Source organism: Streptomyces sp. NPDC002276, assembly GCF_053891435.1.
In genome coordinates, this window is sequence record NZ_JBSFCQ010000018.1 from 91,015 (window position 1) to 115,042 (window position 24,028).

Annotated in this window: 25 protein-coding genes; 15 read left to right on the forward strand and 10 right to left on the reverse strand. The window is 69.7% G+C overall.

Going from position 1 to position 24,028, the window contains the following annotated elements; translation table 11 throughout:
• Positions 1 to 164: 164 nt before the first annotated feature.
• The 3 genes from ACWIHT_RS36175 to ACWIHT_RS36185 all read right to left on the reverse strand — a co-directional run bounded on the left by ACWIHT_RS36175 (position 165) and on the right by ACWIHT_RS36185 (position 3,028).
• Entirely contained in the window at positions 165 to 380 is a 216-nt protein-coding gene (locus ACWIHT_RS36175) for a hypothetical protein (protein ID WP_456172586.1), read from the reverse strand.
• A gap of 56 nt (positions 381 to 436) precedes the next feature.
• Entirely contained in the window at positions 437 to 1,678 is a 1,242-nt protein-coding gene (locus tag ACWIHT_RS36180; RefSeq protein WP_456172587.1) for a cytochrome P450, read from the reverse strand.
• Between the two features lie 150 nt (positions 1,679 to 1,828).
• The gene (locus tag ACWIHT_RS36185) at positions 1,829 to 3,028 is read right to left on the reverse strand and encodes an acyl-CoA dehydrogenase family protein (RefSeq protein WP_456172589.1); all 1,200 of its coding nucleotides are present in this window, start codon (positions 3,026 to 3,028) and stop codon (positions 1,829 to 1,831) included.
• A gap of 192 nt (positions 3,029 to 3,220) precedes the next feature.
• Here ACWIHT_RS36185 and ACWIHT_RS36190 point away from each other — a divergent pair, with 192 nt between their 5' ends.
• The 5 genes from ACWIHT_RS36190 (at position 3,221) to ACWIHT_RS36210 (ending at position 8,919) form a co-directional block, all read left to right on the forward strand.
• Entirely contained in the window at positions 3,221 to 4,693 is a 1,473-nt protein-coding gene (locus tag ACWIHT_RS36190; protein WP_456172590.1) for a FadR/GntR family transcriptional regulator, read from the forward strand.
• A 124-nt stretch (positions 4,694 to 4,817) separates the two neighbouring features.
• On the forward strand, positions 4,818 to 5,966 hold the full coding sequence (locus tag ACWIHT_RS36195; RefSeq protein WP_456172591.1) for an acyl-CoA dehydrogenase family protein: 1,149 nt from the start codon (positions 4,818 to 4,820) through the stop codon (positions 5,964 to 5,966).
• A 27-nt stretch (positions 5,967 to 5,993) separates the two neighbouring features.
• Positions 5,994 to 6,761 carry an SDR family NAD(P)-dependent oxidoreductase gene (locus ACWIHT_RS36200; protein ID WP_456172592.1) on the forward strand — a complete coding sequence of 256 codons (768 nt, stop codon included), beginning with the start codon at positions 5,994 to 5,996 and terminating at the stop codon, positions 6,759 to 6,761.
• A complete protein-coding gene (locus tag ACWIHT_RS36205) occupies positions 6,758 to 7,945 on the forward strand; it encodes an acyl-CoA dehydrogenase family protein (protein WP_456172594.1) in 1,188 nt (395 codons plus the stop codon). Before ACWIHT_RS36200 ends, ACWIHT_RS36205 begins: the two co-directional genes overlap by 4 nt.
• The gene (locus ACWIHT_RS36210) at positions 7,942 to 8,919 is read left to right on the forward strand and encodes an NADPH:quinone oxidoreductase family protein (RefSeq protein WP_456172595.1); all 978 of its coding nucleotides are present in this window, start codon (positions 7,942 to 7,944) and stop codon (positions 8,917 to 8,919) included. Before ACWIHT_RS36205 ends, ACWIHT_RS36210 begins: the two co-directional genes overlap by 4 nt.
• 9 nt (positions 8,920 to 8,928) lie before the next feature.
• On the opposite strand, the gene ACWIHT_RS36215 is transcribed toward ACWIHT_RS36210, so the two are convergent.
• Positions 8,929 to 9,792: a mycofactocin-coupled SDR family oxidoreductase gene (locus ACWIHT_RS36215; RefSeq protein ID WP_456172596.1), complete on the reverse strand. Its 864-nt coding sequence runs from the start codon at positions 9,790 to 9,792 to the stop codon at positions 8,929 to 8,931.
• A gap of 181 nt (positions 9,793 to 9,973) precedes the next feature.
• Here ACWIHT_RS36215 and ACWIHT_RS36220 point away from each other — a divergent pair, with 181 nt between their 5' ends.
• The 4 genes from ACWIHT_RS36220 to ACWIHT_RS36235 are packed head-to-tail and all read left to right on the forward strand — an operon-like array spanning position 9,974 to position 12,359.
• The gene (locus ACWIHT_RS36220; RefSeq protein ID WP_456172597.1) at positions 9,974 to 11,119 is read left to right on the forward strand and encodes an amidohydrolase family protein; all 1,146 of its coding nucleotides are present in this window, start codon (positions 9,974 to 9,976) and stop codon (positions 11,117 to 11,119) included.
• Entirely contained in the window at positions 11,116 to 11,325 is a 210-nt protein-coding gene (locus ACWIHT_RS36225; protein ID WP_456172598.1) for a hypothetical protein, read from the forward strand. The genes ACWIHT_RS36220 and ACWIHT_RS36225 overlap by 4 nt, the downstream gene beginning before the upstream one ends.
• A gap of 16 nt (positions 11,326 to 11,341) precedes the next feature.
• Positions 11,342 to 12,154, forward strand: coding sequence for a mycofactocin-coupled SDR family oxidoreductase (locus tag ACWIHT_RS36230; RefSeq protein WP_456172599.1), 813 nt, complete (start codon positions 11,342 to 11,344; stop codon positions 12,152 to 12,154).
• A 13-nt stretch (positions 12,155 to 12,167) separates the two neighbouring features.
• Entirely contained in the window at positions 12,168 to 12,359 is a 192-nt protein-coding gene (locus tag ACWIHT_RS36235) for a ferredoxin (protein WP_405866859.1), read from the forward strand.
• A 54-nt stretch (positions 12,360 to 12,413) separates the two neighbouring features.
• Here the strand turns inward: ACWIHT_RS36235 and ACWIHT_RS36240 are convergent, their stop codons facing one another.
• Positions 12,414 to 13,286 carry a VOC family protein gene (locus ACWIHT_RS36240; protein ID WP_456172600.1) on the reverse strand — a complete coding sequence of 291 codons (873 nt, stop codon included), beginning with the start codon at positions 13,284 to 13,286 and terminating at the stop codon, positions 12,414 to 12,416.
• Positions 13,287 to 13,456: 170 nt separating this feature from the next.
• Here ACWIHT_RS36240 and ACWIHT_RS36245 point away from each other — a divergent pair, with 170 nt between their 5' ends.
• Together ACWIHT_RS36245 and ACWIHT_RS36250 are read left to right on the forward strand one after the other, a co-directional pair.
• On the forward strand, positions 13,457 to 14,317 hold the full coding sequence (locus ACWIHT_RS36245; RefSeq protein WP_456172602.1) for an alpha/beta fold hydrolase: 861 nt from the start codon (positions 13,457 to 13,459) through the stop codon (positions 14,315 to 14,317).
• Positions 14,318 to 14,353: 36 nt separating this feature from the next.
• Positions 14,354 to 14,968 (forward strand): TetR/AcrR family transcriptional regulator, encoded by a 615-nt coding sequence (locus tag ACWIHT_RS36250; protein ID WP_456172603.1) that lies wholly within the window; start codon positions 14,354 to 14,356, stop codon positions 14,966 to 14,968.
• Between the two features lie 64 nt (positions 14,969 to 15,032).
• Here ACWIHT_RS36250 and ACWIHT_RS36255 read toward each other — a convergent pair whose 3' ends face one another.
• A complete protein-coding gene (locus ACWIHT_RS36255; RefSeq protein ID WP_456172604.1) occupies positions 15,033 to 16,640 on the reverse strand; it encodes an FAD-dependent oxidoreductase in 1,608 nt (535 codons plus the stop codon).
• 231 nt (positions 16,641 to 16,871) lie between these two features.
• On the opposite strand from ACWIHT_RS36255, the gene ACWIHT_RS36260 reads away from it, so the two are divergent.
• The 4 genes from ACWIHT_RS36260 to ACWIHT_RS36275 all read left to right on the forward strand — a co-directional run bounded on the left by ACWIHT_RS36260 (position 16,872) and on the right by ACWIHT_RS36275 (position 20,660).
• Positions 16,872 to 17,702 carry a 2-keto-4-pentenoate hydratase gene (locus tag ACWIHT_RS36260; RefSeq protein WP_456172606.1) on the forward strand — a complete coding sequence of 277 codons (831 nt, stop codon included), beginning with the start codon at positions 16,872 to 16,874 and terminating at the stop codon, positions 17,700 to 17,702.
• Positions 17,699 to 18,649 (forward strand): acetaldehyde dehydrogenase (acetylating), encoded by a 951-nt coding sequence (locus tag ACWIHT_RS36265; protein WP_456172607.1) that lies wholly within the window; start codon positions 17,699 to 17,701, stop codon positions 18,647 to 18,649. Before ACWIHT_RS36260 ends, ACWIHT_RS36265 begins: the two co-directional genes overlap by 4 nt.
• Complete coding sequence (dmpG, locus tag ACWIHT_RS36270; RefSeq protein WP_456172609.1) at positions 18,646 to 19,656, forward strand: 4-hydroxy-2-oxovalerate aldolase; 1,011 nt, start codon at positions 18,646 to 18,648, stop codon at positions 19,654 to 19,656. Before ACWIHT_RS36265 ends, dmpG begins: the two co-directional genes overlap by 4 nt.
• A 182-nt stretch (positions 19,657 to 19,838) precedes the next feature.
• Entirely contained in the window at positions 19,839 to 20,660 is an 822-nt protein-coding gene (locus tag ACWIHT_RS36275) for an IclR family transcriptional regulator (RefSeq protein ID WP_456172610.1), read from the forward strand.
• Here the strand turns inward: ACWIHT_RS36275 and ACWIHT_RS36280 are convergent, their stop codons facing one another.
• The 4 genes from ACWIHT_RS36280 to ACWIHT_RS36295 all read right to left on the reverse strand — a co-directional run bounded on the left by ACWIHT_RS36280 (position 20,661) and on the right by ACWIHT_RS36295 (position 24,010).
• Complete coding sequence (locus ACWIHT_RS36280) at positions 20,661 to 21,125, reverse strand: hypothetical protein (RefSeq protein ID WP_456172612.1); 465 nt, start codon at positions 21,123 to 21,125, stop codon at positions 20,661 to 20,663.
• Between the two features lie 19 nt (positions 21,126 to 21,144).
• Entirely contained in the window at positions 21,145 to 21,891 is a 747-nt protein-coding gene (locus ACWIHT_RS36285; protein WP_456172614.1) for an SDR family oxidoreductase, read from the reverse strand.
• Entirely contained in the window at positions 21,884 to 22,591 is a 708-nt protein-coding gene (locus ACWIHT_RS36290) for a TetR/AcrR family transcriptional regulator (RefSeq protein WP_456172615.1), read from the reverse strand. The genes ACWIHT_RS36285 and ACWIHT_RS36290 overlap by 8 nt, the downstream gene beginning before the upstream one ends.
• Positions 22,592 to 22,711: 120 nt before the next feature.
• Entirely contained in the window at positions 22,712 to 24,010 is a 1,299-nt protein-coding gene (locus ACWIHT_RS36295; protein ID WP_456172616.1) for a ThuA domain-containing protein, read from the reverse strand.
• Positions 24,011 to 24,028 lie beyond the last annotated feature (18 nt).

Sequence of the window (24,028 nt, forward strand, 5' to 3'; positions counted from 1 at the left end):
CATCACCGAAATGAAGGTCGATTTGGCGTCGTTCTGATCCTGCGCCTGCGGATTGTTGTTGACCACGGTTTTCTCCACGGATCCCCTTCCTTCGCCGTTCGCTGCCCGGTACCGGCAACACAGATCGTCCACGCCGGACGGCCCGCGGTGGGAGGCGGACAGCGTCAGAACTTGATGGTGATCCCGATCTCGGTCTTTACCGATTCCCGCTCGTCGCTTTGCGGGTCGCTGGTGACAACGGTCTTCTCCATGACGTTCCTCCCCTCGGCCGTTTCGTGTGCCGGGCATGCCGAAAGCCGCACAGCCGTACCGGCACGACGTACATCGTCGTGGCCAGCGTGATACGGCTTGTGCGGCTTGTCGCGCTCCGTCCCGTTCAACGGACCGGGTATTGACGTGAGGCCTGTGAATACCTGTTCCGTGTACGGGCGGCGGACTACCAGGCGACCGGCAACTCGTAGATGCCGTACGCCTGCGAGTCCTCCTTGAACTTCAACTCCGAGACGTCCACGGCGAGTCGCAGCGTCGGGATCCGCCGGAACAACGTGCTGAAGACGACGTGGAGTTCGATGCGGGCGAGCTGCTGGCCCACGCACTGGTGCGGGCCCCAGCCGAACGCGTGGTGGTGGGCGGCGCTGCGCGTGAGGTCGAGCTTCTCGGGGTCGGGGAACGCCTGCGGGTCCCAGTTGGCGGCCGGCAGCGAGGCGATCACACCCTCACCCGCGCGGATGATCTCGCCGTCGATCTCGATGTCGTCGAGGACGGCCCGGCGGGCCAGCAGATGCGGGATGGTGAGGTAGCGCAGCAGCTCCTCGGTCGTGCTCGCCACGTACTTCGGATCGTCGGAGTGCTCGCGGAGGTCCGCCAGCTGGTCGGGGTGCTGGAGCAGCAGTGCGGTGCCCAGGGTGATCATGTTGGCGCTGGTGTCGTGGCCGGCGACGAGCAGGATGTGCCCCAGGGGGGCGGCTTCCTTCAGGGAGAGGTCGCCCGCCTTGACGCGCGTGGCGAGGTCGGAGAGAACGTCCTCTCCGGGGTCGTCCATCTTGCCCTCGATGAGCTGGGAGATGTAGGCGACCAGGGTCGCCGTGCTCTCCGCCGCCCGCTCCGGGGTCTTGAACCGCGCGTTGGTGACTCCCGCGTGCTCCTGGAAGAACTCGTGGTCGTCGTACGGCACCCCGAGGAGTGCGCAGATCATCAGTGACGGCAGGGGCAGTGACAGAACCTGGTTCAGGTCGACCGGCTGGGGACCGGCCAGCATCTTGTCGATCAGGTCGTCGGTGATCCGCTGGATCTCCGGGCGGATCTTCTCCATCCGGTGCCGGGTGAACGAGCTCGTCAGCATCCGGCGCCACCGGGCGTGTTCGGCACCGTCGGTATTGTTGATCGACAGCCGTACGTCGGCCGCGTGCGCCTTCATCGCCTCGGTCGTGTGCGGATATCCGGGCGCACCGATATTCGCGCTGAGCCGGGGATCGGTGAGCAACTGCCGCTGGGCCGCGTGCGTCGTGACGACCCACGGGGTCGTGCCGTCCCAGGTCTTCGCCCGCACCAGGGCCTTGTCCGAGTCGTGCAGCTTGAGCAGCCCCGGCGGCGGCGCGAACGGGCACTCGCCCGATCGGGGCGACGGGTACTCCGGCAGCTCTTCGGAGACGTCGGTTCCGGCCACGCTCTCGGTCATGGTTCTGTCGTCCTCTCGTCGGCCCCACACCTGTCGGAACCATACGTCGACCGATCGGTACAATCAATCTCCCGGAAATCTTTCGGGCGACCGGTTAAGGTATGCGAGACGCACATATCGACCGAGTGGTCCATTGAGTGACCGGGTAGGTCAGCGAGGCTCCCGCGGCAGCCCGAGCCCCCGCTCGGCCACCTGCGTCCGCAGCACCTCGTTCGCCCCGCCGGCGATCGTGTACGCCCGCGAGTACAGATGCGCGTCCTGCCACCAGCCATCCGCTACGACGTCCTCGTCGCCCTCGACCAGCAGCCCGTCCGTGCCCTGGAGGCTCAGGCCGAAGTCCACCAGGTCGTGGTTCAGCTCGCTGAAGAAGATCTTGCCGAGAAGGGAGTCGACGGGCTCTTCCGTGCCGTGCAGCATCCGGGACTGGGCGAGCCCGATCAGCGCCGCGTTCACCTGTACTCGCGTGGCCAGTTCGCCGATCGCCTGCCGGGTCGCGGAGTCGTCCAGCGCGGGCCCGCCGTCGATCGAGGTGTGCGCGGCGAGACGCAGCAAGTCGTCCAGTACGGCGACCAGTTCGACACCGCGCGCCGCCACCCCGGAACGCTCGTGGCCGAGGCTGCTCATCGCCACCCGCCAGCCGTCGTTCACCCGCCCGATCACGTTCGCGGCCGGAATGCGCACGCCGTCGAGGAAGACCTCGTTGAAGTCGGTCGTCCCGGTGATCTCCCGCAGCGGCCGGATGTCGACGCCCGGACTGCGCAGATCGAGGGCGAACGCCGTGATGCCCTTGTGCTTCGGGGCCTCGCGGTCGGTGCGCGCGAGCAGATAACCCATGTCGGCGTGCTGGCCGTTGGTCGTCCACACCTTCTGGCCGTCCACGACGAACACCGCGTCCTCGCCCTCACCCTCGCGGACCGCCCGCGTCCGCAGCGCCGCCAGATCGCTGCCCGCCTCCGGTTCGCTGAACAGCTGGCACCACACGTCCTCGCAGGAGCGGATACGGGGCAGATAGTGCGCCCGCTGCGCGGCGGTGCCGAACTCCAGCAGCGCTGCCGAGGCCAGCGACGCGGCGCCGATCGGCTGCCAGGTACGGGCGCGGGCGATCTCCTCGGCCACCACGGACGCTTCCAGCGGATGCGCGTCGGGACGGCCGCCGTACTCGGCCGGCCAGCCGATCCCGAGGAAGCCCGCCTCGTACAGCTTGGCGGTCCACTCCCGGATCGCCGGCATCAAGTCCGGCTCCGGCGCACGCACCCCCGCATGGGTCTTGACGCCCGGGGCGTGCTCGGCGACGAACGCGCGCACCTTCCGCCGGAACGCTTCGAGCTCGGGCGTGGACTCAAGTCGCATCGCTGTCGGCTCCCTGTTCTCGTGCCGCGGCCCAGAAATGAGGTTACTCTAACCATGAAGATCACCCGCTTGCCAGGCCCCTGAGCGAAAAAAAGTGGCCTCATCTAGGTTCCAGGTCTCCGAACGGCACGCCTCCGCCCCAGGTGACGAATAGACTGGGGATCCGCAATATCCGCCCCAGAGGAGTTGGCCATGGCGACTGCCGTCGACCGCGAGCCCGCCGACGGCGAGACCGGTGTCCCGGTCGGCAAGCTGGCCGCGCAGACCGCCCGCCGTATCGAGGCGACCGTGATCCGTCAGGGCTGGCCGGTGGGCGAGTCGTTGGGCTCCGAGGTGGATCTGCGGGAGCGGCTCGGGGTGAGCCGGGCGGTGCTGCGCGAGGCGGTACGGCTCGTCGAGCACCACCAGGTGGCCAGGATGCGGCGCGGCCCGAACGGTGGCCTGATCGTCTGCGCACCCGACGCGGGACCGGCCACCCGCGCCATGGTGATCTACCTCGAATACGTCGGGACCAGCGTCACCGACCTGCTCCAGGCCCGCCTCCTGCTGGAACCGATCGCCGCCGGACTGGCCGCCGACCGCATCACCGAGCAGGGCATCGACACCCTCCGCACCACACTCGACGCCGAACTCGACCACTGGGACGACCCCGGCGTCCACTCCCAGGACCCCCTCCACCCCGTACTCGCCCAGTTGTCGGGCAACCCGGTGCTGCACCTCTTCGTCGACGTGCTCACCCGGCTCACCGCCCGCTACGCGCACACCTCCCGCCGTGTCTCCAAGACCGAGATGCACGCGGCGAAGGACACCTCGCACCGGGCGCACAAAGCCGTCGTCGACGCGGTGATCGCCGACGACGGGGCCCGCGCGCAGACGGAGTTGACCGCACATCTGGAGTCGGTGGCCGGCTGGATCGAGAAGCACCGGGTGCGGCGCGGGCAGCGGATCGCGGGCAATGTCGTCGAGCCGGAACTGGTGGAGGGCCCGCGTGCGAAGCTCGCCGAAGTCGTCGCGGCCCGCATCCACGACGACATCGCCGCGCGTGGCTGGCAGACCGGCATGGTGCTCGGCTCCGAGGCCGACCTGCTGGCGCGCTACTCGATCAGCCGGGCCGTACTGCGGGAAGCCGTACGGCTGTTGGAGTACCACTCGGTGGCCCGGATGCGCCGCGGTCCCGGTGGCGGCCTGATCGTCACCGAGCCCGAGCCGCAGGCCAGCATCGACACCATGGCGCTGTTCCTGGAGTACCAGGGCGTCACCGCCGACGACCTGCGGATCGTCCGCAACGCCATCGAACTCGGCATCGTCGCGCGGGTCACCGCGAGAGTCGCGGAGGGCGACAAAGAGGTGACCGAACGGCTCGGCAAGGCCGTCCGCTGGAGCACCGAGGGCCCCGCCGCCGACCCGCGCAAGGCCGACCTCTTCCACACCGAACTGGCCGCACTCTCCGACAACCCCGTGCTGTCGCTGTTCCTCTCCATCATCACCGAGTTGTTCCGCCGCCATGCCTCAGGCCATGACCGCCCGCTGCCCGGTGACACGGCGGCCGAGGAGGTCCAGCACGTTCACCAGCGGATTCTCGACGCCATCGTCGAGGGTGACGCGGGAGTGGCCCGGCACCGGATGCGCCGCCACCTGGACGCGCTGATCCCCTGGTGGCACTGATCTCCTGACGATCGACCGGCAACGCCCCATGCGGCCTTCGGGCCCATGGGGCGTTCTGCTGGATCAGCCTGTATGCGGCGAGGCTAATTAGGTATACTGAATAGGTCGAGCCGAAGGAGATCCGATGCGCCGGACCCTGTTCGAAGAGACCCATGAGGACTTCCGTCTGCTGGTCCGTGACTTCATCGCCCGCGAGGTGCTCCCGTCGTACGAGGACTGGCGGCGCGCCGGACTCGTCCCCCGGGACCTGTTCACCGCACTGGGGAAGCTCGGCATCATCGGTACGGCGATCCCGGAGGAGTACGGCGGGGGCGGTCAGGACGACTACCGCTACAACGCCGTGATCCAGGAGGAGTGCGCCCGCGCCTGCGTCACGCTCGGCGGTCTGCGCACCCATCTGGACATCGTCGTCCCGTACTTCACCGGCCTGGCCAATGCAGAGCAACGGGCGCGCTGGCTACCGGGGTTGGCCTCCGGCGAGCTGTACACCGCGATCGCGATGAGCGAACCCGCCACCGGATCCGACCTCGCCGGCATCACCACCAGGGCGGTCCGCGACGGCGACCACTTCGTCCTCAACGGTGCGAAGACCTTCATCACCGGCGGCCACCATGCCGACCTGGTGATCGTGGTCGCCCGCACCACCGTCGAGCCCGACAACCGGCGCGCCGGTCTGTCCCTCCTCGTGGTGGAGAAGGGCACGCCCGGCTTCACCGTCGGGCGCAAGCTGGAGAAGATCGGCCTGGCCGTCCAGGACACCGTGGAACTCGCCTTCGACGACGTCCGCGTGCCCGCCGCCAACCTCCTCGGCGAGGAAGGCGCCGCCTTCACCCTCCTCGGCCGCAACCTCGCCCAGGAACGCCTGGCCATCGCGGTCGGCGCGGTCGCCCAGGCCCGTACCGCCATCGACCTGACCGTCACCTACGTCCGCGACCGGAACGTGTTCGGGAAACCGCTGGCCCAGTTCCAGAACACGAAGTTCGAACTCGCCGCCCTGGACGCCGAGTTGACGGCCGCACAGGCCCTGCTCGACGCATCGATCACCGCACTCGTCGCGGGCGGACTGGACCCCGTGGACGCGGCCCGCACCAAGCTGTTCTGCACCGAGACACAGGGGCGCGTGGTCGACCGCTGCCTCCAACTGCACGGCGGCTACGGCTACATCCTCGAATCCCCGATCGCCCGCCTGTACGCGGACGCCCGGGTGACCCGTATCTACGGCGGCACCAGCGAGGTCATGAAGCTCATCATCAGCAAGTCCCTGGGCCTTTAACACCACGAAGACCATGAGGAGTTGGGTGTGAACATCGACGGTTCAGCGGCACTCGTCACCGGCGGCGCCTCCGGGCTCGGCCTGGCCACCGCGCGCCGCATCATCGAACGCGGCGGACGCGTCGTCCTCGCCGACATCTCCGAGGAACAGGGCGTCAAGGCGGTCGCCGACCTCGGCGAGGCCGCACGCTTCGTCCGCACCGACGTCACCGACCCGACCGAGGTCACCGCCGCCCTCGACGCGGCGGAGCAACTCGGCACCCTGCGCTTCGTCGTGCACTGCGCGGGCCGCGGCGGCGACCGCACCCGGATCATCGACCGCGACCGCAACCCCGGCGAACTCGACACCTTCGCCGAGGTCATACGCGTCAACCTGATCGGCACCTACAACGTCCTGCGCCTCTCCGCCGCCCGCCTCGCCTGCAACGAGGTCGTCGACGGCGACCGGGGCGCCGTAGTACTCACCGCGTCGGTCGCCGCCTTCGACGGCCAGATCGGGCAGACCTCCTACACCGCGGCCAAGGCCGGAGTCCACGGCATCACCCTCGTCGCCGCCCGCGACCTGGCCAGCTGGCAGATCCGCGTGAACACCATCGCCCCCGGCATCATGGACACCCCGATGCTCGGCCGCCTCCGCGCCGACATCCGCGACGGCCTCGCCGCCTCCGTGCCGCACCCCAAGCGCCTCGGCGACCCGGACGACTTCGCCCGCCTCGCCGTGGAGATGCTGGAGAACCCGTACCTCAACGGCCAGACCGTCCGCCTCGACGGCGCCATCCGCATGGCCCCGCGATGACAGCGGACGGGACTGGCGAGTCCGACGACCGATTCCGCGCCCGCCTGCGGGCCTTCCTCACGGAGCAGCACCCCGGGCGCCGCCCCAAGGACCCCGTCGAGCGCGTCGCCTGGCAGAAGAAGTGGCTCGCCACGCTCTTCGACGCCGGTTACGCGGGCCCGAGTTGGCCCCGCGAATACGGCGGCATGGACCTGTCCTTCGCGCGCCAGGTCAGCTACCAGGAGGAGTACGCGCGCGCCCGCGTCCCCGGCCCCCTCGGCACCGGACTGGGCATCGCCGCCCCCACGCTCATCAAGTACGGCACGCCCGAGCAGAAGGAGCGCCATCTGCGCCCCATGCTGCGCGGCGACCTGGTGTGGGCCCAGGGCTACTCCGAACCGGAGGCGGGCTCGGACCTCCCCGCGCTGCGCACCACGGCACGGCGCGAGGGCGCGGAGTACGTCGTCAACGGGCAGAAGGTGTGGAACAGTTCGGCCGACATCGCCGACATCTTCTTCACCCTCGTCCGCACCGGTCCGCCCGACTCCCGCCAGGACGGCATCAGTTACCTCCTGATCGACGCCCACGCCCCGGGAGTGACCGTACGGCCGCTGCGCGACCTGACCGGCGACGCGCACTTCTGCGAGATCTTCTTCGACGACGTCCGCGTCCCGGTCGCCGACCGCATCGGCGAGGAGAACGGCGGCTGGCCGCTGGTGCGCACGAGCCTCGGGCACGAGCGAGCGGCCGGGGCGATGAACCAAGCGGCCCTGTACCGACGGGTGTTGGACGAGTTGATCGAACTCGCCCACGAGCGCGGGGCCACGGCCGACCCGATCGTCCGCGACCGGCTCGCCGACTTCGAGATACGGGTACGCGTCATGCGGCTCACCGGCATGCGGACCATCGCCGACATCATGGCCAAGGGCGAACCGGGGCCCGCCTCTTCGACGGCACGGCTGTCCATCGTGACCTTCGAGCAGGAGCTGCACGAGTTCGCGCTCGACCTGCTCGGGCCGTACGGCATACTCGACCGGCGCGACCCGCACGCGGTCCAACGCGGGCGCTGGGTATGGGGGTTCCTGCGCACCCGGGCCTCGTCGATCGGCGCGGGCACCGCCGAGATCCAGCGCAACACGATCGCCGAGCAGGTACTCGGCCTGCCCCGTGACCCGGCGATGCCGACAGTGGAGAGGACTCGATGAAAGCCGCACGCTGCACGGAGTACGGGCCGCCCGGTGGCCTCTCGGTCGTCGAGCTGGACGACCTCAGGCCCGGACCGGGCGAGGTAGTGGTCCGCGTCCACGCGGCGGCGGTGAACTTCCCCGACGTGCTGCTCGTGGCCGACCGCTACCAAGTGCCCGCGCCGCTGCCCTTCACACCGGGCAGTGAATTCGCCGGTGTGGTCACGGAGTTGGGGCCGGGCGTGACCGGCCCGACCGTCGGCTCACCCGTCGCCGGAGCGGTGCTCACCGGCGCCTTCGCCGAACAGGTCGTCGTGCCCGTCGCGAGCCTGCGCCAGGTGCCCGAGGGCCTCGACATGGTGCACGCCGCCGCGTTCCACGTCACGTACGCCACCGCCTACCACTCCCTCGTCACGGTTGGACAGGGCACCGCGGGGGAGTGGGTGGCGGTGCTCGGCGCGGCCGGCGGGGTCGGTTCGGCGACGGTCGACATCGCGACGCGCCTCGGTATGCGGGTGGTCGCCGCCGCGTCGAGCCAGGAACGGCTGACGGTCGCCCGCAAGCTCGGGGCCGAGGCAGGCGTCGACTACGTGCACGAGGATCTCAAGCTGCGCACAAGGGAGTTGACCGGCGGCGAGGGCGCCCACCTCGTGATCGACCCGGTGGGCGGCGACCACGCGGAGGCCGCCCTGCGCGCGCTGCGCCGGGGCGGCCGGTTCGTCACGGTCGGGTACGCCGACGGGAAGATCCCGCGCATCCCGCTGAACCTGGTGCTGCTCAAGGACCTGGTCGTGCGGGGCTTCGAGATCCGCACGGTGCGGCAGTACGCCCCGGACGCGGTGGCCGCGGCCGACCGCGCACTGGCCGCGATGGTCCGGGACGGCATGCGCCCGCTGGTCTCCCGCGTCCACCCGCTCGCCGATGTCGCCGCCGCTCTCACCGATGTCGCCGAGCGCAGGACCACCGGCAAGGTGGTCCTGGATCTCACCTCATAGCAAACACCGTCAGAACGCGGGGAGTTGAGGACGCTTGCGGACATAGCCGCCGGCGTCCACCCGCATCTGCATGCCGGTGACGTAGCGGGACTCGTCGGAGACCAGGAAGAGGACCATGTCGGAGACGTCCTCCGGCTCGATGTAGGGAATGTCCATCCCGGTCGTCGCGGGGAAGGACACCAGGGCGTCCTCGCGCGTCGGGTTCTCCAGGTCGGGCCGGAACGAGCGGTACATGATGTCGCTGTTGAGCATGTCCGTGTTGACGTTGGTCGGGTGCAGGCCGTTGACCCGGATCCGCCGGGACAGCAGCACCGTCGCCAAGTCGTGGACGAACGCGGCCACTTGGCGCTTGGCGAAGGAGTAGCCGAGGCCGCCGGGCCCGTTGGTCGGGCTGTCGACGGTCGCCGGGGTCAGCGCCGCGATGGACCCGGTCGCCACGATCGAGGCGCCGTCCGGCAGATGCGGCAGCGCGGCCTCGACGGCGTGCACGACGCCGTTGAAGTCGACGGTGACCGCGTCGATGAAGGCCTGCACGCCCTGCTTGGGGCCGAGCGGGGCGATACCGGCCTGCGCCACCACGGCGTCCAGCCGCCCGAGTTCGGCGACGCCTTCCGCCACGGCCGCCTTCAGCGCCGCCGGATCCCGTACGTCCGCCTTGCGCGCGACGATCCGTCGCCCGAGCTTCTCGACCTGGCGCACGGTCTCGTCCAGGTCGTCCTGGGTGGCCAGCGCGTACGCGTTGGTCGCGATGTCCTCGCACAGGTCGACGGCGATGATGTCGGCGCCCTCCGTAGCGAGCCGGAGCGCGTGGGCGCGGCCCTGCCCGCGCGCCGCCCCGGTGATGAACACGACCTTGTCCTGTACTCGGCCCATCCTGGGGCTCCTTCCGCCGGAGATAAAAGAGTAGCCTGAATACTGTCCGATGGTGCTGTTCGTGGTCCATGATCGGTATCAAGTCCGCTGACTGCTGGCCGGTTTCCGTTCAGTGGGACCTGAACAGTGCACACAATTCGGCCGGTGCTAGAGAGTCCATGAGATTCGAGGGAGCACATCGATGCCATTGCAGCCGTGGATGAAGTTGCTGTCGACCGACGACCACCTGATCGAGCCGCCGCGCCTGTGGACGGACCGTCTGCCGGCGAAGTACCGCGACGCCGGGCCGCGGATCGTGGAACAGGCCCGCGGAGAGGGCCAGGCCCCGGCCGAGGTATGGAACTACGAGGGGCGCATCTACCCCTACATCGGCCTGAACGCCGTAGCCGGCAAATCGCCCGAGGAGTTCGGCCTCGAACCGACCCGCTACGACGAGATGATCCCGGGCTGCTACGACCCGAAGGCCCGCCTGCGCGACATGGACCTGGACGGCGTGTGGGGCGCACTGTGCTTCCCGTCGTTCCCGCGCTTCGCCGGCACGATCTTCCTGGACGGCCAGGACCGCCAACTCGCCCTGCTCTGCGTGCAGGCGTGGAACGACTTCGTGATCGACGAGTGGTGCGCCACCGCCCCCGGCCGGCTCATCCCGCTGGTCATCCTGCCGCTGTGGGACGTCGACGCCTGCGCGGCCGAGATCCGGCGGACCGCGGCCAAGGGCGCCAAGGCGATCTCGTTCCCGGAGAACCCGGTGCCACTGGGCCTGCCGTCGTTCCACACCGACCACTGGGACCCGGTGTTCACGGCGGCCGAGGAGACCGACATGCCGCTGTGCCTGCACTTCGGCACCTCGGGCGCGGCACCCAAGACCGCCCCGGAGGCACCCTTCGCGGTGACGATCACCCTGTTCGCCACCAACTCGATGTACGCGGCCGCCGACTTGCTGTTCTCCCCGGTCCTCCACAACCACCCGCGGCTGAAGATCGGTCTGTCCGAGGGCGGGATCGGCTGGATCCCGTATCTGCTGGAGCGCGCCGACGGCACCTGGGAGCGGCACCGCTTCTACCAGAACGTCAACCAGACCGTGCGGCCCTCCGACCTGTTCCACAAGCACTTCCACGGCTGCTTCATCGACGACCGGTTCGGTGTGGAGGTACGCCACCACATCGGCGTCGACAAGATCACCTGGGAGTGCGACTACCCGCACTCCGACTCGTACTGGCCCAAGAGTCGCGCCTACGCGGCCGAGGTCCTCGCGGACGTGCCGGACGACGAGGTGCACAAGATCGTGGAGCTGAACACCCGCCGCCTCTACAACCTCCCGGCATGAGCAGGCGCCCGGAGTCCGAACGCTCCGACTGGACCGATCTCGACCTGCTGACCCGCGACGAGGCGTACGGCCGCCTCCAGGAGGAGATCGGCCTCACCGTCGGCCGTCTCGCCGAACTCGGCGCGGACGACGAGGCCGAGCGTGAACTCCTCGACACCCGGCTGCGCGCCCTGCGCGAGGCCGCCGAGGATCTGAATGTCCGCTGAAAGAAGGGGAGTTGGCGTGGGTCGGATGGAAGGCAAGGCGGTGCTCATCACGGGGGCCGCCCGGGGGCAGGGGCGGTCCCACGCCGTGCGGCTGGCGGAGGAGGGAGCCGATGTCGTCGTGACCGACGTGTGTCACGACATCAGCGACGAGCTGCCCTACTCGCTGGCGGTGAAGGAACAGCTGGAGGAGACTGCGGAGTTGGTGCGGGCGACCGGCCGCCGCTGTATCGCGATGCAGGCCGACGTGCGCTCGGTGGTGGAGTTGCGGGCCGCCGCCGACGCGGCGTGGGAGGAGTTCGGACGGCTCGACACGGTGGTGGCGAACGCGGGCGTGATGAGTATCGGCGCCGCCTGGGAGCTGTCGGAGGAGGCCTGGGACGTCACCATGGACGTCAACCTCAAGGGGCCCTGGAACACGGTGCGGGCCACGGTCCCCAGGATGATCGAGGCCGGGCAGGGCGGCTCCGTCGTCATCACCAGCTCAGCGGCCGGCATCCGCGGCCATGTGCCGTACGCCCACTACACGGCCAGCAAGCACGGTGTGGTCGGCCTGATGAAGGCGCTGTCCAACGAACTCGCCCCGCACCGCATCCGGGTGAACACCGTGCACCCCACCGGCGTCAGCGACACCGGCATCACCGTCGGCATGCCGATCGAGGAACTCGCCGCGCGGGAACCGCTGTTCGCGCTCGTCGCGATGAACCCCCTTGCCCCGTACGTCGAACCGCGTGACGTGTCGAACGCGGTCCTGTTCCTCGCCTCGGACGAGTCGCGCTATGTCACCGGCCTTCAGTTCACCGTCGACGCGGGCTCGACGAACAAGCCGTAGAACGGAGTTGTGCATGAAGATCACGATCGACTCCTCGCTGTGCTCCGGGCACGCGAGGTGCGCGGCGGCGGCGCCGGAGGTGTTCCGGCTCGACGACGACGGCTATGCGCTGCCCTACGACGGCGAGGTGCCGCCGGAACTCGAACAGGCGGCCAGGGACGGGGAGTCGGCCTGCCCGGAGCGGGCCGTCACCGTCGAGCGCTGACACGCAGGAGCCCCACGGTCGCGGACCGTGGGGCTCTCGTCGTGCAGGTTCGGGTCAGCCGGCGGGCTGCGGCGGCGGGGTGAAGTGGTGGCCCCAGAACGCGCCGTCGGTGATCTCGTAGACGGGAACCGGCTCCGGCACCTTGAGGCCGTCCCAGCCGAACTCGACGGCGTAGTTCTCCGGCGACCACACATAGAACGACACCATGCGGTCGTTGGTGTGCTTGCCCAGCGAGTGCATCATCGGGACGTTCAGCTTCGCGGCCCGGTCGAGGGCCCGCCCCACGTCGTCCAGGGTCTTGCCCTCGACCATGAAGTGCAGCAGCCGCCCGGGACCCGGCGCCGGGGTGACGCCCAGGGTGTGGTGGCGGGGGTTGCAGCCCATGAACCAGGTCGTACCGCCCGGCGAGCGCATCGTGTTGCGCTCGATGAAGCCGAGGACGTTGACGTAGAAGTCGAAGGTCCCGCGCGCGTCCTCGGCGGAGAGGATGGCGTGCCCGAAGCCCATGTCACCGGTCAGGAACCCCGAGACCAGGGGGGTCTGCACCGGAACGTGGTCGAGGATCGCGCCGTAGAACAGCTCGACCGGGTTGCCGCCCGGGTCGTTGAACTTCACGAAGCCGGTGACCTTGCGCTCAGCCGCCTCTTCCTCGGTGCCGGCGGTCACCGTGATGCCGGTCTTCTCGACGTCGGCGACCAGTCGGGCCAACTCCCGCTCGTCGATGACCTCGAAGCCGAGGGCGGTCATCCCGCTCTGTGAACCGGGGGAGACCACGATGCGGGCCGGATAGTCGTCCATCCGGTAGTAGAGGGATTCCGGGTCGCCGCCCTCAACTGGCATCAGGCCGAGGAAATCCGCCCCGAACACCTTCCATTTGTCGATGTCACTGGATTCCAGCCGGACATACCCGAGTGAGCGCACACCCATCAGGGTTCTCCCATCACCGTCGTCAAGTCCTTGCGGTTCCGACGCTAATGAGGCGGGCGGACCAGGAGCCGTGCACGTCCCACTGATCGGGAGGAGTACGACACCCGGCCGGGGCGCGGTGGCACGGTGACTGTCGCCTGTCACCCCGCGACCGGAGGCCACGCACCGCCATGACACTCACCGCTGAGGACACCCTGCGCGAACTGCACACCGACGAGGGCACGTTGCGCTACCACGAGGCGGGCGACGGGCCGCCCCTGCTCCTGCTGCACGGTTCCGGTCCGGGCGTGACCGGCTGGCGCAACTACCGGGGAAACCTCCCCCTGTTCGCGAAGCACTTCCGCTGCCTCGCCCTGGAATTCCCCGGATTCGGAGTCAGCGACCCCACCGACGAGAACCCGATGATGGCGGCCCCGAAAGCCGTGCTGCGTTTCCTCGACGGCCTCGGCCTCGAACGCGTCGACGTCATCGGCAACTCCATGGGCGGCTTCGTCGCCGCCGGACTCGCCGTCGCCCACAAGGACCTGTTCCGCAGGGTCGTCACCATCGGCGGCGTCGGCCGCAACATCCTCTCGCCCGGCCCCAGCGAAGGCCTCAACCTGCTGGTCGAGTTCGCCGAGAACCCGACCCGCGAGAACCTGCTCCAGTGGCTGCGGGCGATGGTCCACGACCCGTCCCTCCTCACCGAGGAACTCATCGAGGAGCGCTGGGCGAGCGCCACCGAGCCCGCGACCCTGGAGGCCTCCCGGCGGATCTACGGCCGGCAGGCCATGGCCGCCATGCAGGCCGCGCAGGCCCACTCCGACCAGCCCATCTGGGCCGCGCTGCACAAGATCACCGTGCCCACGCTGCTGACCTGGGGCCGTGACGACCGGGTCACACCGCTGGAGAGCGCGCTGATCCCGATGCGTACGATTCCCAAAGCGGAACTGCATGTGCTGCCCGACTGCGGCCACTGGGCCATGATCGAGCAGAAGGAGGCCTGGGAGAGCGCTGTCCTGGCCTTCCTGACCCGCCCCGAGGCGTCCTGAGCGTCGGCGGGAGCACCCAACGACCGGGGGGACGACGTGGCGAGACCCGCTGAGGGACGGCAACCGGCGGCCCCGATGTCGAGCGGCCAGGCCGCCCGCCGGGTCCGCATCCTCCGCGCCGCCTCCGAACTCGGCGCCCGCGAGGGACTGGCCAGCGTCCAGATGCACGACGTGGCCAAGGAGGCCGGCGTCGCCATCGCGACCCTGTACCGCTACTTCCCGTCCAAGCCGTATCTGTTCATGGCGGTCCTGGAGTGGCACATCGAGCAGTTCGTCGGCGGCCACGGGAACACGTCCGTCGCCGCCGAGGGCACGGACCCCGCCGCCGAGATCGCGGAACTCCTCGTCACGCTCAGCGTGAAGCTGCTGGACAGCCCGCTGCTCGCCTCGGCGGTGGCCCTCTCGTCGTTCACCGAGTACACGAGCGTCGTCCCGGCGCGCGCGGACCTCGTGGACAGCCCCCTGGGCCAGGCCATCCTGCGCCTGCTCGGCGGCGGTGTCCGCGAGGCCTCGGCCACCGACCGCAGCAGGGCCCGCATGCTCATCTACAGCTGGTGGGGCCTGTTCGTGGCCGTGCTCACCGAGGAACTGTCCGCCGAGGAGGCGGAGACCAACATGCGCCTGGCCGCCCGGCTGCTCCTCACGCCGTAGAAACCTCATGACAGTGCCCGGAACACCCTTGGTGTTCCGGGCACTTGACGTGGTGTCAGTGGTGTCAGTCCTCGGTGCCCGCGATGTCGAGCACGGCCAGATACGAGAACGCGAGACTCGAACCGATGGGAGTTCCCGCACCCGGGTACACATGGCCCGTCATCGCGGCGGCGGTGTTGCCGGCCGCGTAGAGCCCCTCGATCGGGCCGCCGTCCGGGCGCAGCACCCGCGCGTGTGTGTCGATCTTCAGGCCGCCCTTGGTGCCGATGTCGGCGGGGACGATGGTCGCCACGTAGTACGGCGGGGTGTCGAGCGGGGGCAGCACCGGGTTGGGCCACTCGTTCGTGGGCGGCGGCGCCGGGTAGTTGAGCACGGGCAGGGCAGGGAAGCCCAGGACGTACTGGGCCATCTGGTCCCAGGGTGTCTCGCCGCGGTGGAACTTCTCGTCGACCCCGGTGTGCGCGTAGCCGTTGAACTCCTCGATCGTCGCGCGCAGGGCGTCCAGCGGTACGTCGATCAGCTGCGCCAACTCCTCAAGTGTGTCGGCCTTCTTGAGCGCGCCCGACTCGAACCACTCGGGCCGGACCGGCTCGTCGTACGGGCCGCCGAAGCTGTCCCGGTCGAGCTGGCGCTGGTCGATGATCCAGTGGGCGGGGATGTGCGAGACACCCGAAGTGGCGTGCAGGCGGACCAGCTCGCGGCCCGCCTGGTCGTAGGGGCGGGTCTCGTTGACGAAGCGCTCACCGGCCGCGTTGACCCAGATGCCGCCACGGGTGCCGGTGTGGAAGAGTGGCAGTCCGTCCGGCCAGACGAGCCCGGGGGTGAACCAGGCCGCGTCGAGCAGGTCGGTGGCGGCGCCGACCGCGATGCCGGCCTGGAGCGCGTCGCCCGTGTTGCCCGGGGCGCCGTGACTCCACTCGCTGCCGCGCTCCGGAACCGGCTGGTACTTCTCGCGCAGCTCGCGGTTGCGCTCGAAACCGCCGGCCGCGAGGATCACCCCGCCCGTGGCGCGGAACGTGACCCGCTCGCCGTCGCTCACCGCCTCCACGCCCACGACCCGGCCGTCCTCGACGACCAGGCTCTCCAACGCCGTGTCGAGGCGGAGCGTGCCGTGGCCCGTCTCCAGGAAGGCCGCCAGCGTCCGGCCGATCAGCGCGCGGCCCCCGCTGAGGACCGGGCCCTCGTCCTGTCCCCAGCGCTGGGTGGGCAGGCAGGGGCGGAGCAGCTTGGCATGCTCGCCGAGTTCGGCGACGGTGACCTTCGGCGGGAAGACGGTGTGCCCCGTGGGGGACGAGCCGGCGACCGACGGATAGTAGTCGGGCACCGGCAGGTGCTCGAACGACTGGAACCACGGGTTCTGCTCCAGCTCGTCGATCAGCTGGACGCCGGCCCGCAGATAGGCCTCCTGGAGCGGCTCGCGCGACTCGTCGTCGACGGAGTCGCGCAGATACGTCCGCGCGTCCTCGACGCTTTCGTCGAGCCCGGCCCGCCGCATGGGCGCGGACCCGGGGTACCACAGACCGGAACCGGAGTAGGCGGTGGTTCCGCCGACCCGGTCGGTCTTCTCGATGACGAGGGTGCGCAGTCCGCGCGAGGCGGCGACATAGGCACCGACCAGACCTCCGCCCGACCCGACCACGATCACGTCGTAGACGTCCTCGTTGCTGGCCAAGATGACCTCCTCAGGTGTGCTGACGTTCTCGACGGCCGAGCGCGGCTCAACGCCACAACCTCAAGCACCGTGCGGGCGACGGTATAGAGCCGACTCCCCGGCTCCGACCGGACATCTCGCTCAGCGAGACCATTTGTCCACACCCGGATCGAGTCCCGGTGAGCGGAACGCGCGGGCCCGTGAACGGGCACGGATGCCCAGGCTGGAGACCATCACGAGTTGAGGATGCGAATGACAGACGTTTGGGAACCGAGGGCCGTGGCGGACCGTGCGGCGGCGGTGGCCGAGGCGGTCGTACGACTGACACGCGCGGCCCGTGACCGTCAACCGTGCGCCCCCGTACGGGACTTGCTCGGCGCCACCGACATCAGCCTCGCCTACGCCGTCCAACAGCGCGTCGTCGCCGACCGGATCGCGGCCGGAGCACGCGTCGTCGGCCGCAAGATCGGACTGACCTCCGAGTCGGTGCAGCGCCAAGTCGGCGTCGACCGGCCCGACTTCGGGGTGCTCCTCGCCGACATGGACGTCAGCGCGCTGCCGGCCGTGCCGAGCGAACGGCTGCTTCAGCCCAGGGTCGAGGCGGAGATCGCGTTCGTCCTCGCCGCCGACCTCGACGACGACGAGCTCGACATCGAGCGGGTCCGGTCCGCCGTCGCGTACGGCGTCGCCGCGCTGGAGATCGTGGACAGCCGGGTCGCCGACTGGGACATCGCGATCACCGACACCGTCGCCGACAACGCGTCCAGCGGACTGTTCGTACTCGGCCGGGAACAGGTCGAGTTGAAGGCGTTCGAACCCCGGGACGTGACGATGCGGCTGTACGCCGACGGGAAGCTCGCGTCCGAGGGCGACGGCGCGGCCTGTCTCGGCGACCCGCTCGCCGCGCTGCTGTGGCTGGCGCGTACCGCACGGGAGTTCGGCGATCCGCTGCGGGCCGGCCAGGTCGTGCTCTCCGGAGCGCTGGGCCCACTCGTCCCCACCCCGCCAGGAACCACCGTACGGGCCGAGTTGACGGGCCTCGGAACGGTGTCCGCGACGTTCTCACCCAAGGACCAAGGATGACGAAGACCAAGGTGGCCGTCATCGGTTCCGGCAACATCGGGACCGACTTGATGATCAAGGTGCTACGGCTGTCCGACACCCTGGAGATGGCCGCGATGGTGGGCATCGACCCGGACTCGGACGGCCTCGCCCGCGCCGCGCGCCTGAAGGTGCCCACCACCCACGAGGGCGTGGACGGGCTGATCCGGATGGACGGCTTCGACGACATCGAGATCGTCTTCGACGCCACGTCCGCGAAGGCACACGTCGAGAACGCCAAGCGTCTCGCCCCGTACGGCAAACGGCTCGTCGACCTCACTCCCGCGGCCATCGGCCCGTACGTCGTGCCGCCGGTCAACCTCGACGAGCACCTCGCCAACGATGTCGACAACCTCAACCTCGTCACCTGCGGCGGCCAGGCCACCATCCCGATCGTGTACGCGGTCAGCCGGATCACGCCGGTGCCCTACGCCGAGATCGTCGCCTCGATCGCCTCGAAGTCGGCCGGACCCGGAACCCGCGCCAACATCGACGAGTTCACCGAGACCACCTCCGCCGCGATCGAGAAGGTGGGCGGCGCCCAGCGCGGCAAGGCGATCATCGTGCTGAATCCGGCCGAGCCGCCGCTGATCATGCGGGACACCGTGTACTGCCTGATCGGCGACGCGGACCACGAGCAGGTCCGGGCCTCCGTCGAGGGCATGGTGGACGCGGTCGCCGAGTACGTGCCCGGCTACCGGCTCAAGCAGCAGGTGCAGTTCACCCCGATCCCGGCCGGGGACCCGGTCCACACGCTCTTCACCGGCGACGCCTCCGAGGTCACCACCAAGGTGTCCGTCTTCCTCGAAGTCGAGGGCGCCGCCCACTACTTGCCCGCCTACGCCGGCAATCTCGACATCATGACCTCGGCCGCCCTGCGGGTCGCCGAGCGCATCGCCCAGCGCTTCTCCACCGAGGTGACCCAGTGACCCCCAGGCTCTATGTGCAGGACGTCACCCTCCGGGACGGCATGCACGCCATCCGGCACCGGATCACGCCCGAGAAGGTGGCCGCGATCAGCGCGGCCCTGGACCAGGCGGGCGTGGACGCCATCGAGGTCGCCCACGGCGACGGCATCTCCGGCGGCAGCCTCAACTACGGCCCCGGCAGCAACACCGACTGGGAATGGATCGAGGCCGCGGCCGGTGCCATCCACCGGGCGACGCTGACGTCCCTGCTGCTGCCCGGCATCGGCACCATCGCCGAACTCAAGCAGGCGTACTCCCTCGGCGTCCGCTCGGTCCGGATCGCCACCCACTGCACCGAGGCCGACGTGGCCGCGCAGCACATCGCCACCGCCCGCGAACTCGGCATGGACGTCTCGGGCTTCCTGATGATGGCCCATATGACTGACCCGGCCGAACTCGCCCGCCAGGCACGGCTGATGGAGTCCTACGGCGCGCACTGCGTGTACGTCACCGACTCCGGCGGCCGACTGACCATGGACGGCGTCCGCGACCGCATCCGCGCCTACCGCGACGTCCTCGACCCCGACACCCAGATCGGCATCCACGCGCACGAGAACCTCTCCCTGTCGGTCGCCAACTCCGTCACGGCGGTGGAGGAGGGCGTGACCCGCGTCGACGCGTCCCTCGCCGGACAGGGCGCGGGAGCCGGGAACTGCCCGATCGAACCGTTCGTCGCCGTCGCCAACCTCCTTGGCTGGAAGCACGGTTGCGACCTGTTCGCCCTCCAGGACGCCGCCGACGATCTGGTCCGCCCGCTCCAGGACCGGCCGGTGCGCGTCGACCGGGAGACCCTGACCCTCGGCTACGCGGGCGCCTACTCCAGCTTCCTGCGGCACGCCGAGACCGCGGCCGGACAGTACGGCCTCGACGCGCGGACCATCCTCCAGGAGGTCGGCAGGCGCGGACTGGTCGGCGGCCAGGAGGACATGATCGTGGACATCGCGCTGGACCTCACGCGCGGTTGCTGACCGCACGTCTCCGCAGAGCCGCTCCCCGGACCACGCACCGGGGAGCGGCTCTTTGCGCGTTGATTAGACCGGGCGTACCAATAAACTCGTGCACGCCTCTTGGCCCGCGTCGGACGCCGTTGATACGTTGACGAAGGCGCCGAACTAGAATTGATTTCAGTTTGAGCAGAGAGGCATTGACGATGACGTCTGCCCTTCGACTGGAGCCGCGATACGAGGCCGACCGGCATGCGCTGCCACCGTCGATGATGGAGCGCGTGACGTTGATCATGGACCTCTTCGAGCGGCCCCAGACACACCTCACCCTCGAAGTGGTCTCCCGGCGGACCCAGTTGCCGCGCTCGACCACCCACCGGATCCTCGACCAACTGGTGCGCCTGGACTGGCTGCACCACACGGTCGCCGGGTACGCGCTGGGGCCGCGCGCGCTCGGTCTCGGCGGACGGGAGATCGGACACAGCACACTGCGCGCGGCGGCCGCGCCCCAACTCCTCGACCTGGCCGTCCGGACGAAGATGGTCGTCCATCTCGCGGTGCTCGACGGCCCCGAGATCTACTACCTCGACAAGGTCGGCGGCCGGGCCGCGGTCGACATCCCCTCACGGGTCGGCGGGCGGGCGGTCGCCCACTGCACCGGGCTCGGCAAGGCGATGCTCGCCTGGCTCAGCCCGGAGGAGATCGACGCCCGCTACCAGCAGTCGATGGAGTGCCGCACCTCCCACAGCATCGGCCGACTCGACCTCCTCCACCGGGAGTTGAGCACCGTACGCCGACGCAACGGCCTCGCGATCGACCGGGGCGAGTGCTTCCCCGACCTCGGCTGCGTCGGCCTCGCCCTGCGCGGGCCGGACGGCCCGGTCGGCGCGATCTCGGTCGTCGGCGACGGGCGCGCACCGCTGGAGTTGGTGGCTCCGCTGGTCGTGAACGCCGTACGGGCCGTGTCCGAGGAGTTGTTCGGGGACGGGGAGTCGTTCCGGCGGGAAGTGGCGGACGCCGTGGGGTAGTTACGGGGTGGGGGAGATCCAGCCGTCGTGGTGCCGATGGCGGTCCAGGCCCACGGCCGTGAACTCGTCCTGGCCCGGACCGCTCGTGGCGCCCAGCCGGCGCAGGGCCTGCGAGATCGGACTGATCCCCGTCGGCCGATCGTCCAACGGCCCCAGCGCAAGTGCCCCATCCGCCCAGACGACGACCCGTTGCTCGCCGGCCCCACCGAAGTACTCGGCCTCCACATAGGCGACCGGTCCTACGGCGGACCACTCGGCGAGCACCTTCTCGAAGCCGGCCGGCAGCCGCCAGAACCCCAGGGACCGGGCGGTGCCGCCGTCCGAGACGGCGTCGATGACCTCGTTCGTCATCGGCAGCAGGGAGAGACCCTGGCCGAGAGAGGCCACTCGGGCGCCCGGCACCTTCCGCGCGGCGACGCGGAGCAGGTCGTCCCCGGCGATCACCGCCTGTAGCACGTAGGTCATCTCTGGATTCTTCTCCCCGTCACGCCAACCCGCCGTTGGCGAACAGTACTTGACCATTGACCCAGCGGGCCGGGCCGGCCAGGAACGCGACGGACTCGGCGATGTCCTCCGGGGTGCCCAGGCGCTCCAGCGGGGCGGCCTTGGCCAGGTTCGAGATCGTGGTCTCGTCCTTGCCGTCGAGGAAGAGGGAGGTCGCGGTGGGACCGGGGGCCACGGCGTTGACGGTGATGTCCTTGCCGCGCAACTCGCGCGCCAGGACCAGGGTCATGGCCTCGACCGCGGCCTTGCTCGCCACGTAGCCGCCGTAGGTCGGGAACTTGGTGCGGGTGACGGTGGTGGAGAAGTTGACGATCGCGCCGCCCGCGCGGACTCGCCGGGCCGCCTGCTGGGAGACCACGAACGTGCCGCGGATGTTGGTGCGGTGCATGCGGTCGAGGTCGTCCAGGTCCATGGTGGCGATGGGGGACAGGGTCATGATCCCGGCGGTGTTCACGACCACGTCGATGCCGCCGAACTCCGCCTCGACCGCGTCGAACGCGGCGGACATCGCGTCCTCGTCGGCGACGTCACCGCCGACCGGGATGGCCCGGCCGCCGGCCGCGACGATCGCGGCGACCGTCTCGTCGGCCTTCGCCTTGTTGCCGGCGTAGTGCACGCCGACCGCGATGCCGTCCCGGGCCAGCCGCTCGGCGACCGCGCGGCCGATGCCGCCGGAACCGCCGGTGACCAGGGCGACGCGGGTGGTGGTGGTCTCGGTGTCAGGCATGGTGGGTGTCCTTCCCGGAGCGGGGGATCTGCGTGAGCCACTGGCCCAGCAGGGCCGACTCCGCGGGGGTGAAGGGGTGTGGGGTGAGGTCGTCGAGTGAGGAGAGCAGGGTGGTGGCCGCCGCCGCGCGGGCGTCGTGGACGGTCGGCTTCGAGGGAGGGTCCAGCAGGATCGCCTGGACCAGCGCGTCGCGGACCGACGTCGACAGGTCCGGGTCCGGATAGAGCTCGGGGCGCGTGATCAGGCCCAGTGCCACGCCGGTGGTCGCCGTCATCACCATCTGTGCGGCGATCCCGGGCGCGATCCGCATCCTGCCCTGCGCCGCGAGCCGGTCCAGGACCTCGCGGAGAATGCGCAGGGCCTCCTGCGCCGCCTCGGGCGTGGCCCGCAGGGCGGGGGCGAACATCAGCTTGTAGGCGTTGGGGTGCGCCAGCGCGAACGCCACATGGCTGTCCCAGCCGGCGAGCAGGTCCCGCAGCGGGTCCGCCGACTTCTCGGCCGCGCGCTTGGTCTCCAGGTACTGGTCCCACACATGGTCGACCGTCGCCGCGAGCAGCCCGTCCTTGTCGTCGAACAGGCGGTACAGCACGGGCTGTTGGACACCCGCCGCCTCGCACACCGCGCGCGTCGACACATCGCCGCTCGGCGACTGGGCGATCAGCTCCGCCGCCGCCTCGATAATCAGCGATCTCGTGGTCATGTGATCGACGATAACACCGATGTGTATCACTGACAACAGTGTGCTGTTAGCGGTGAAAACAAGGGCGCCTCCCACCGCGTCCGTGCGGTGGGAGGCGCCCTTGGTCTGCCGTGCGGTGGCTCAGGACTGCACGGCGAGCGTGAAGGACTGCGCGGTCGAGCCGTCACAGGTCCGCTGAGTGAGCTGGACACTGTTGGTCGCCGCGCTGGCGGCCGTCAGACACTTGCCGCTGTGCCGGGCGACGAAGTGGTAGCGCCCGCTCGTCTCCTTGACCGGCTGCCACTGCTGGTTCGTGCCACCGGAGTAGGCCCACAGCTGCAACGGCGCGTTGTCCGCCGTCGAGCGGTCGACCACGTCGATGACCTGCGCGGGATTGCCGCGCGCGGTGATCTCCATGTACCCGCTGTCGGTGGAGCGGAACTGGTACTGCTGCGCCGTCGTGCCGTTGCAGGCGTACTGCTGGATCGCCGTGCCGTTGGCCGTGGCCGCCGAACGGGCGTCCACGCACGTGCCGTTGCCGCCGTTCTGCACGGAGTACCAGGACGTCTCGGAGATCGGGGTGTCCGTCGGCGGCGTCGAAGTGTCGCCCCCGCCCAGCCACTTGAGACCGTTCAGCAGGAACTGGTTCTGGGTGGCGCTCGCGAACGTCGACGACAGGCGCGTGTTGGTCGTGTAGTTCATCGCGTTGTGGCCGAAGTTCGCGTACAGCATCTTGTACTTCGTGTTGGTCCAGATGATGGGGTAATACCCGCTGTACCAGGACTGGTTGGGGTCGGTGCCGACCGGGAAGCTGCTCGGGTCGATCGACGCCAGGATCTTGATGTCCGGGTTCTGCCGAAGGTCGTTGGACCAGCTGTACCACTCGCTGACCGACGAGGTGAACGTGGCCGGCAGGGCGGCGGTGGGCGGGATCGAGTGGTTTTCCACCTTCAGGGTGACCGAGGTCGGACCCCAGGTGTTGGACACGAAGTTCCCTGAGCCGAGGAACGTGTTGTGGTACCAGGACCAGCTCGCCGCGTCCGTGGTGAAGGCGGAGACGTGGAAGCCCATGAAGCCGCCGCCACCCCTCATGTACGCCTCGAATCCGCTGCGTTGGGCGGCGGTCTGCGGCAGGTCGTCGAGGAACAGGACGACTTGGTACGCGTTGACCCCGCCGTTGGCGAGCAGGTCCCAGTTGGTGCTGGACGTGTAGGTGTAGCCGTTGGCCGCCGCCTGCTGCGGGAACCAGACGTTCGCCTCCTTGTCGAAGTCGATGTGCGCCGCGTCGTAGGTCCCGCTGTAGAGCGCGAGGATCTTGAACGGGGTCGCCGCCGTGCTCGCCTGCGCGGCGGGCGGCACGGACGCGAGTCCGAGCAGCGTCGCCAGCAGGAGCAGGACCCGCAGAAGCGCGCGGGTGGAACCGGATCTGATGCTGTTCATGGAGTGATCGATCCTTTC

Excerpts from the sequence above, each read along its gene's own strand:
- ACWIHT_RS36275 (WP_456172610.1), top strand. The coding sequence starts at position 19,839 with ATGACGTCTGCCCTTCGACTGGAGCCGCGATACGAGGCCGACCGGCAT.
- ACWIHT_RS36240 (WP_456172600.1), bottom strand. The coding sequence starts at position 13,286 with ATGGGTGTGCGCTCACTCGGGTATGTCCGGCTGGAATCCAGTGACATC.
- ACWIHT_RS36215 (WP_456172596.1), bottom strand. The coding sequence starts at position 9,792 with ATGGGCCGAGTACAGGACAAGGTCGTGTTCATCACCGGGGCGGCGCGC.
- ACWIHT_RS36210 (WP_456172595.1), top strand. The coding sequence starts at position 7,942 with ATGAAAGCCGCACGCTGCACGGAGTACGGGCCGCCCGGTGGCCTCTCG.
- ACWIHT_RS36245 (WP_456172602.1), top strand. The coding sequence starts at position 13,457 with ATGACACTCACCGCTGAGGACACCCTGCGCGAACTGCACACCGACGAG.
- ACWIHT_RS36260 (WP_456172606.1), top strand. The coding sequence starts at position 16,872 with ATGACAGACGTTTGGGAACCGAGGGCCGTGGCGGACCGTGCGGCGGCG.
- ACWIHT_RS36195 (WP_456172591.1), top strand. The coding sequence starts at position 4,818 with ATGCGCCGGACCCTGTTCGAAGAGACCCATGAGGACTTCCGTCTGCTG.
- ACWIHT_RS36265 (WP_456172607.1), top strand. The coding sequence starts at position 17,699 with ATGACGAAGACCAAGGTGGCCGTCATCGGTTCCGGCAACATCGGGACC.
- ACWIHT_RS36280 (WP_456172612.1), bottom strand. The coding sequence starts at position 21,125 with ATGACCTACGTGCTACAGGCGGTGATCGCCGGGGACGACCTGCTCCGC.
- ACWIHT_RS36285 (WP_456172614.1), bottom strand. The coding sequence starts at position 21,891 with ATGCCTGACACCGAGACCACCACCACCCGCGTCGCCCTGGTCACCGGC.
- ACWIHT_RS36235 (WP_405866859.1), top strand. The coding sequence starts at position 12,168 with ATGAAGATCACGATCGACTCCTCGCTGTGCTCCGGGCACGCGAGGTGC.
- ACWIHT_RS36180 (WP_456172587.1), bottom strand. The coding sequence starts at position 1,678 with ATGACCGAGAGCGTGGCCGGAACCGACGTCTCCGAAGAGCTGCCGGAG.
- ACWIHT_RS36290 (WP_456172615.1), bottom strand. The coding sequence starts at position 22,591 with ATGACCACGAGATCGCTGATTATCGAGGCGGCGGCGGAGCTGATCGCC.
- ACWIHT_RS36185 (WP_456172589.1), bottom strand. The coding sequence starts at position 3,028 with ATGCGACTTGAGTCCACGCCCGAGCTCGAAGCGTTCCGGCGGAAGGTG.
- ACWIHT_RS36190 (WP_456172590.1), top strand. The coding sequence starts at position 3,221 with ATGGCGACTGCCGTCGACCGCGAGCCCGCCGACGGCGAGACCGGTGTC.
- ACWIHT_RS36220 (WP_456172597.1), top strand. The coding sequence starts at position 9,974 with ATGCCATTGCAGCCGTGGATGAAGTTGCTGTCGACCGACGACCACCTG.
- ACWIHT_RS36295 (WP_456172616.1), bottom strand. The coding sequence starts at position 24,010 with ATGAACAGCATCAGATCCGGTTCCACCCGCGCGCTTCTGCGGGTCCTG.
- ACWIHT_RS36225 (WP_456172598.1), top strand. The coding sequence starts at position 11,116 with ATGAGCAGGCGCCCGGAGTCCGAACGCTCCGACTGGACCGATCTCGAC.
- ACWIHT_RS36205 (WP_456172594.1), top strand. The coding sequence starts at position 6,758 with ATGACAGCGGACGGGACTGGCGAGTCCGACGACCGATTCCGCGCCCGC.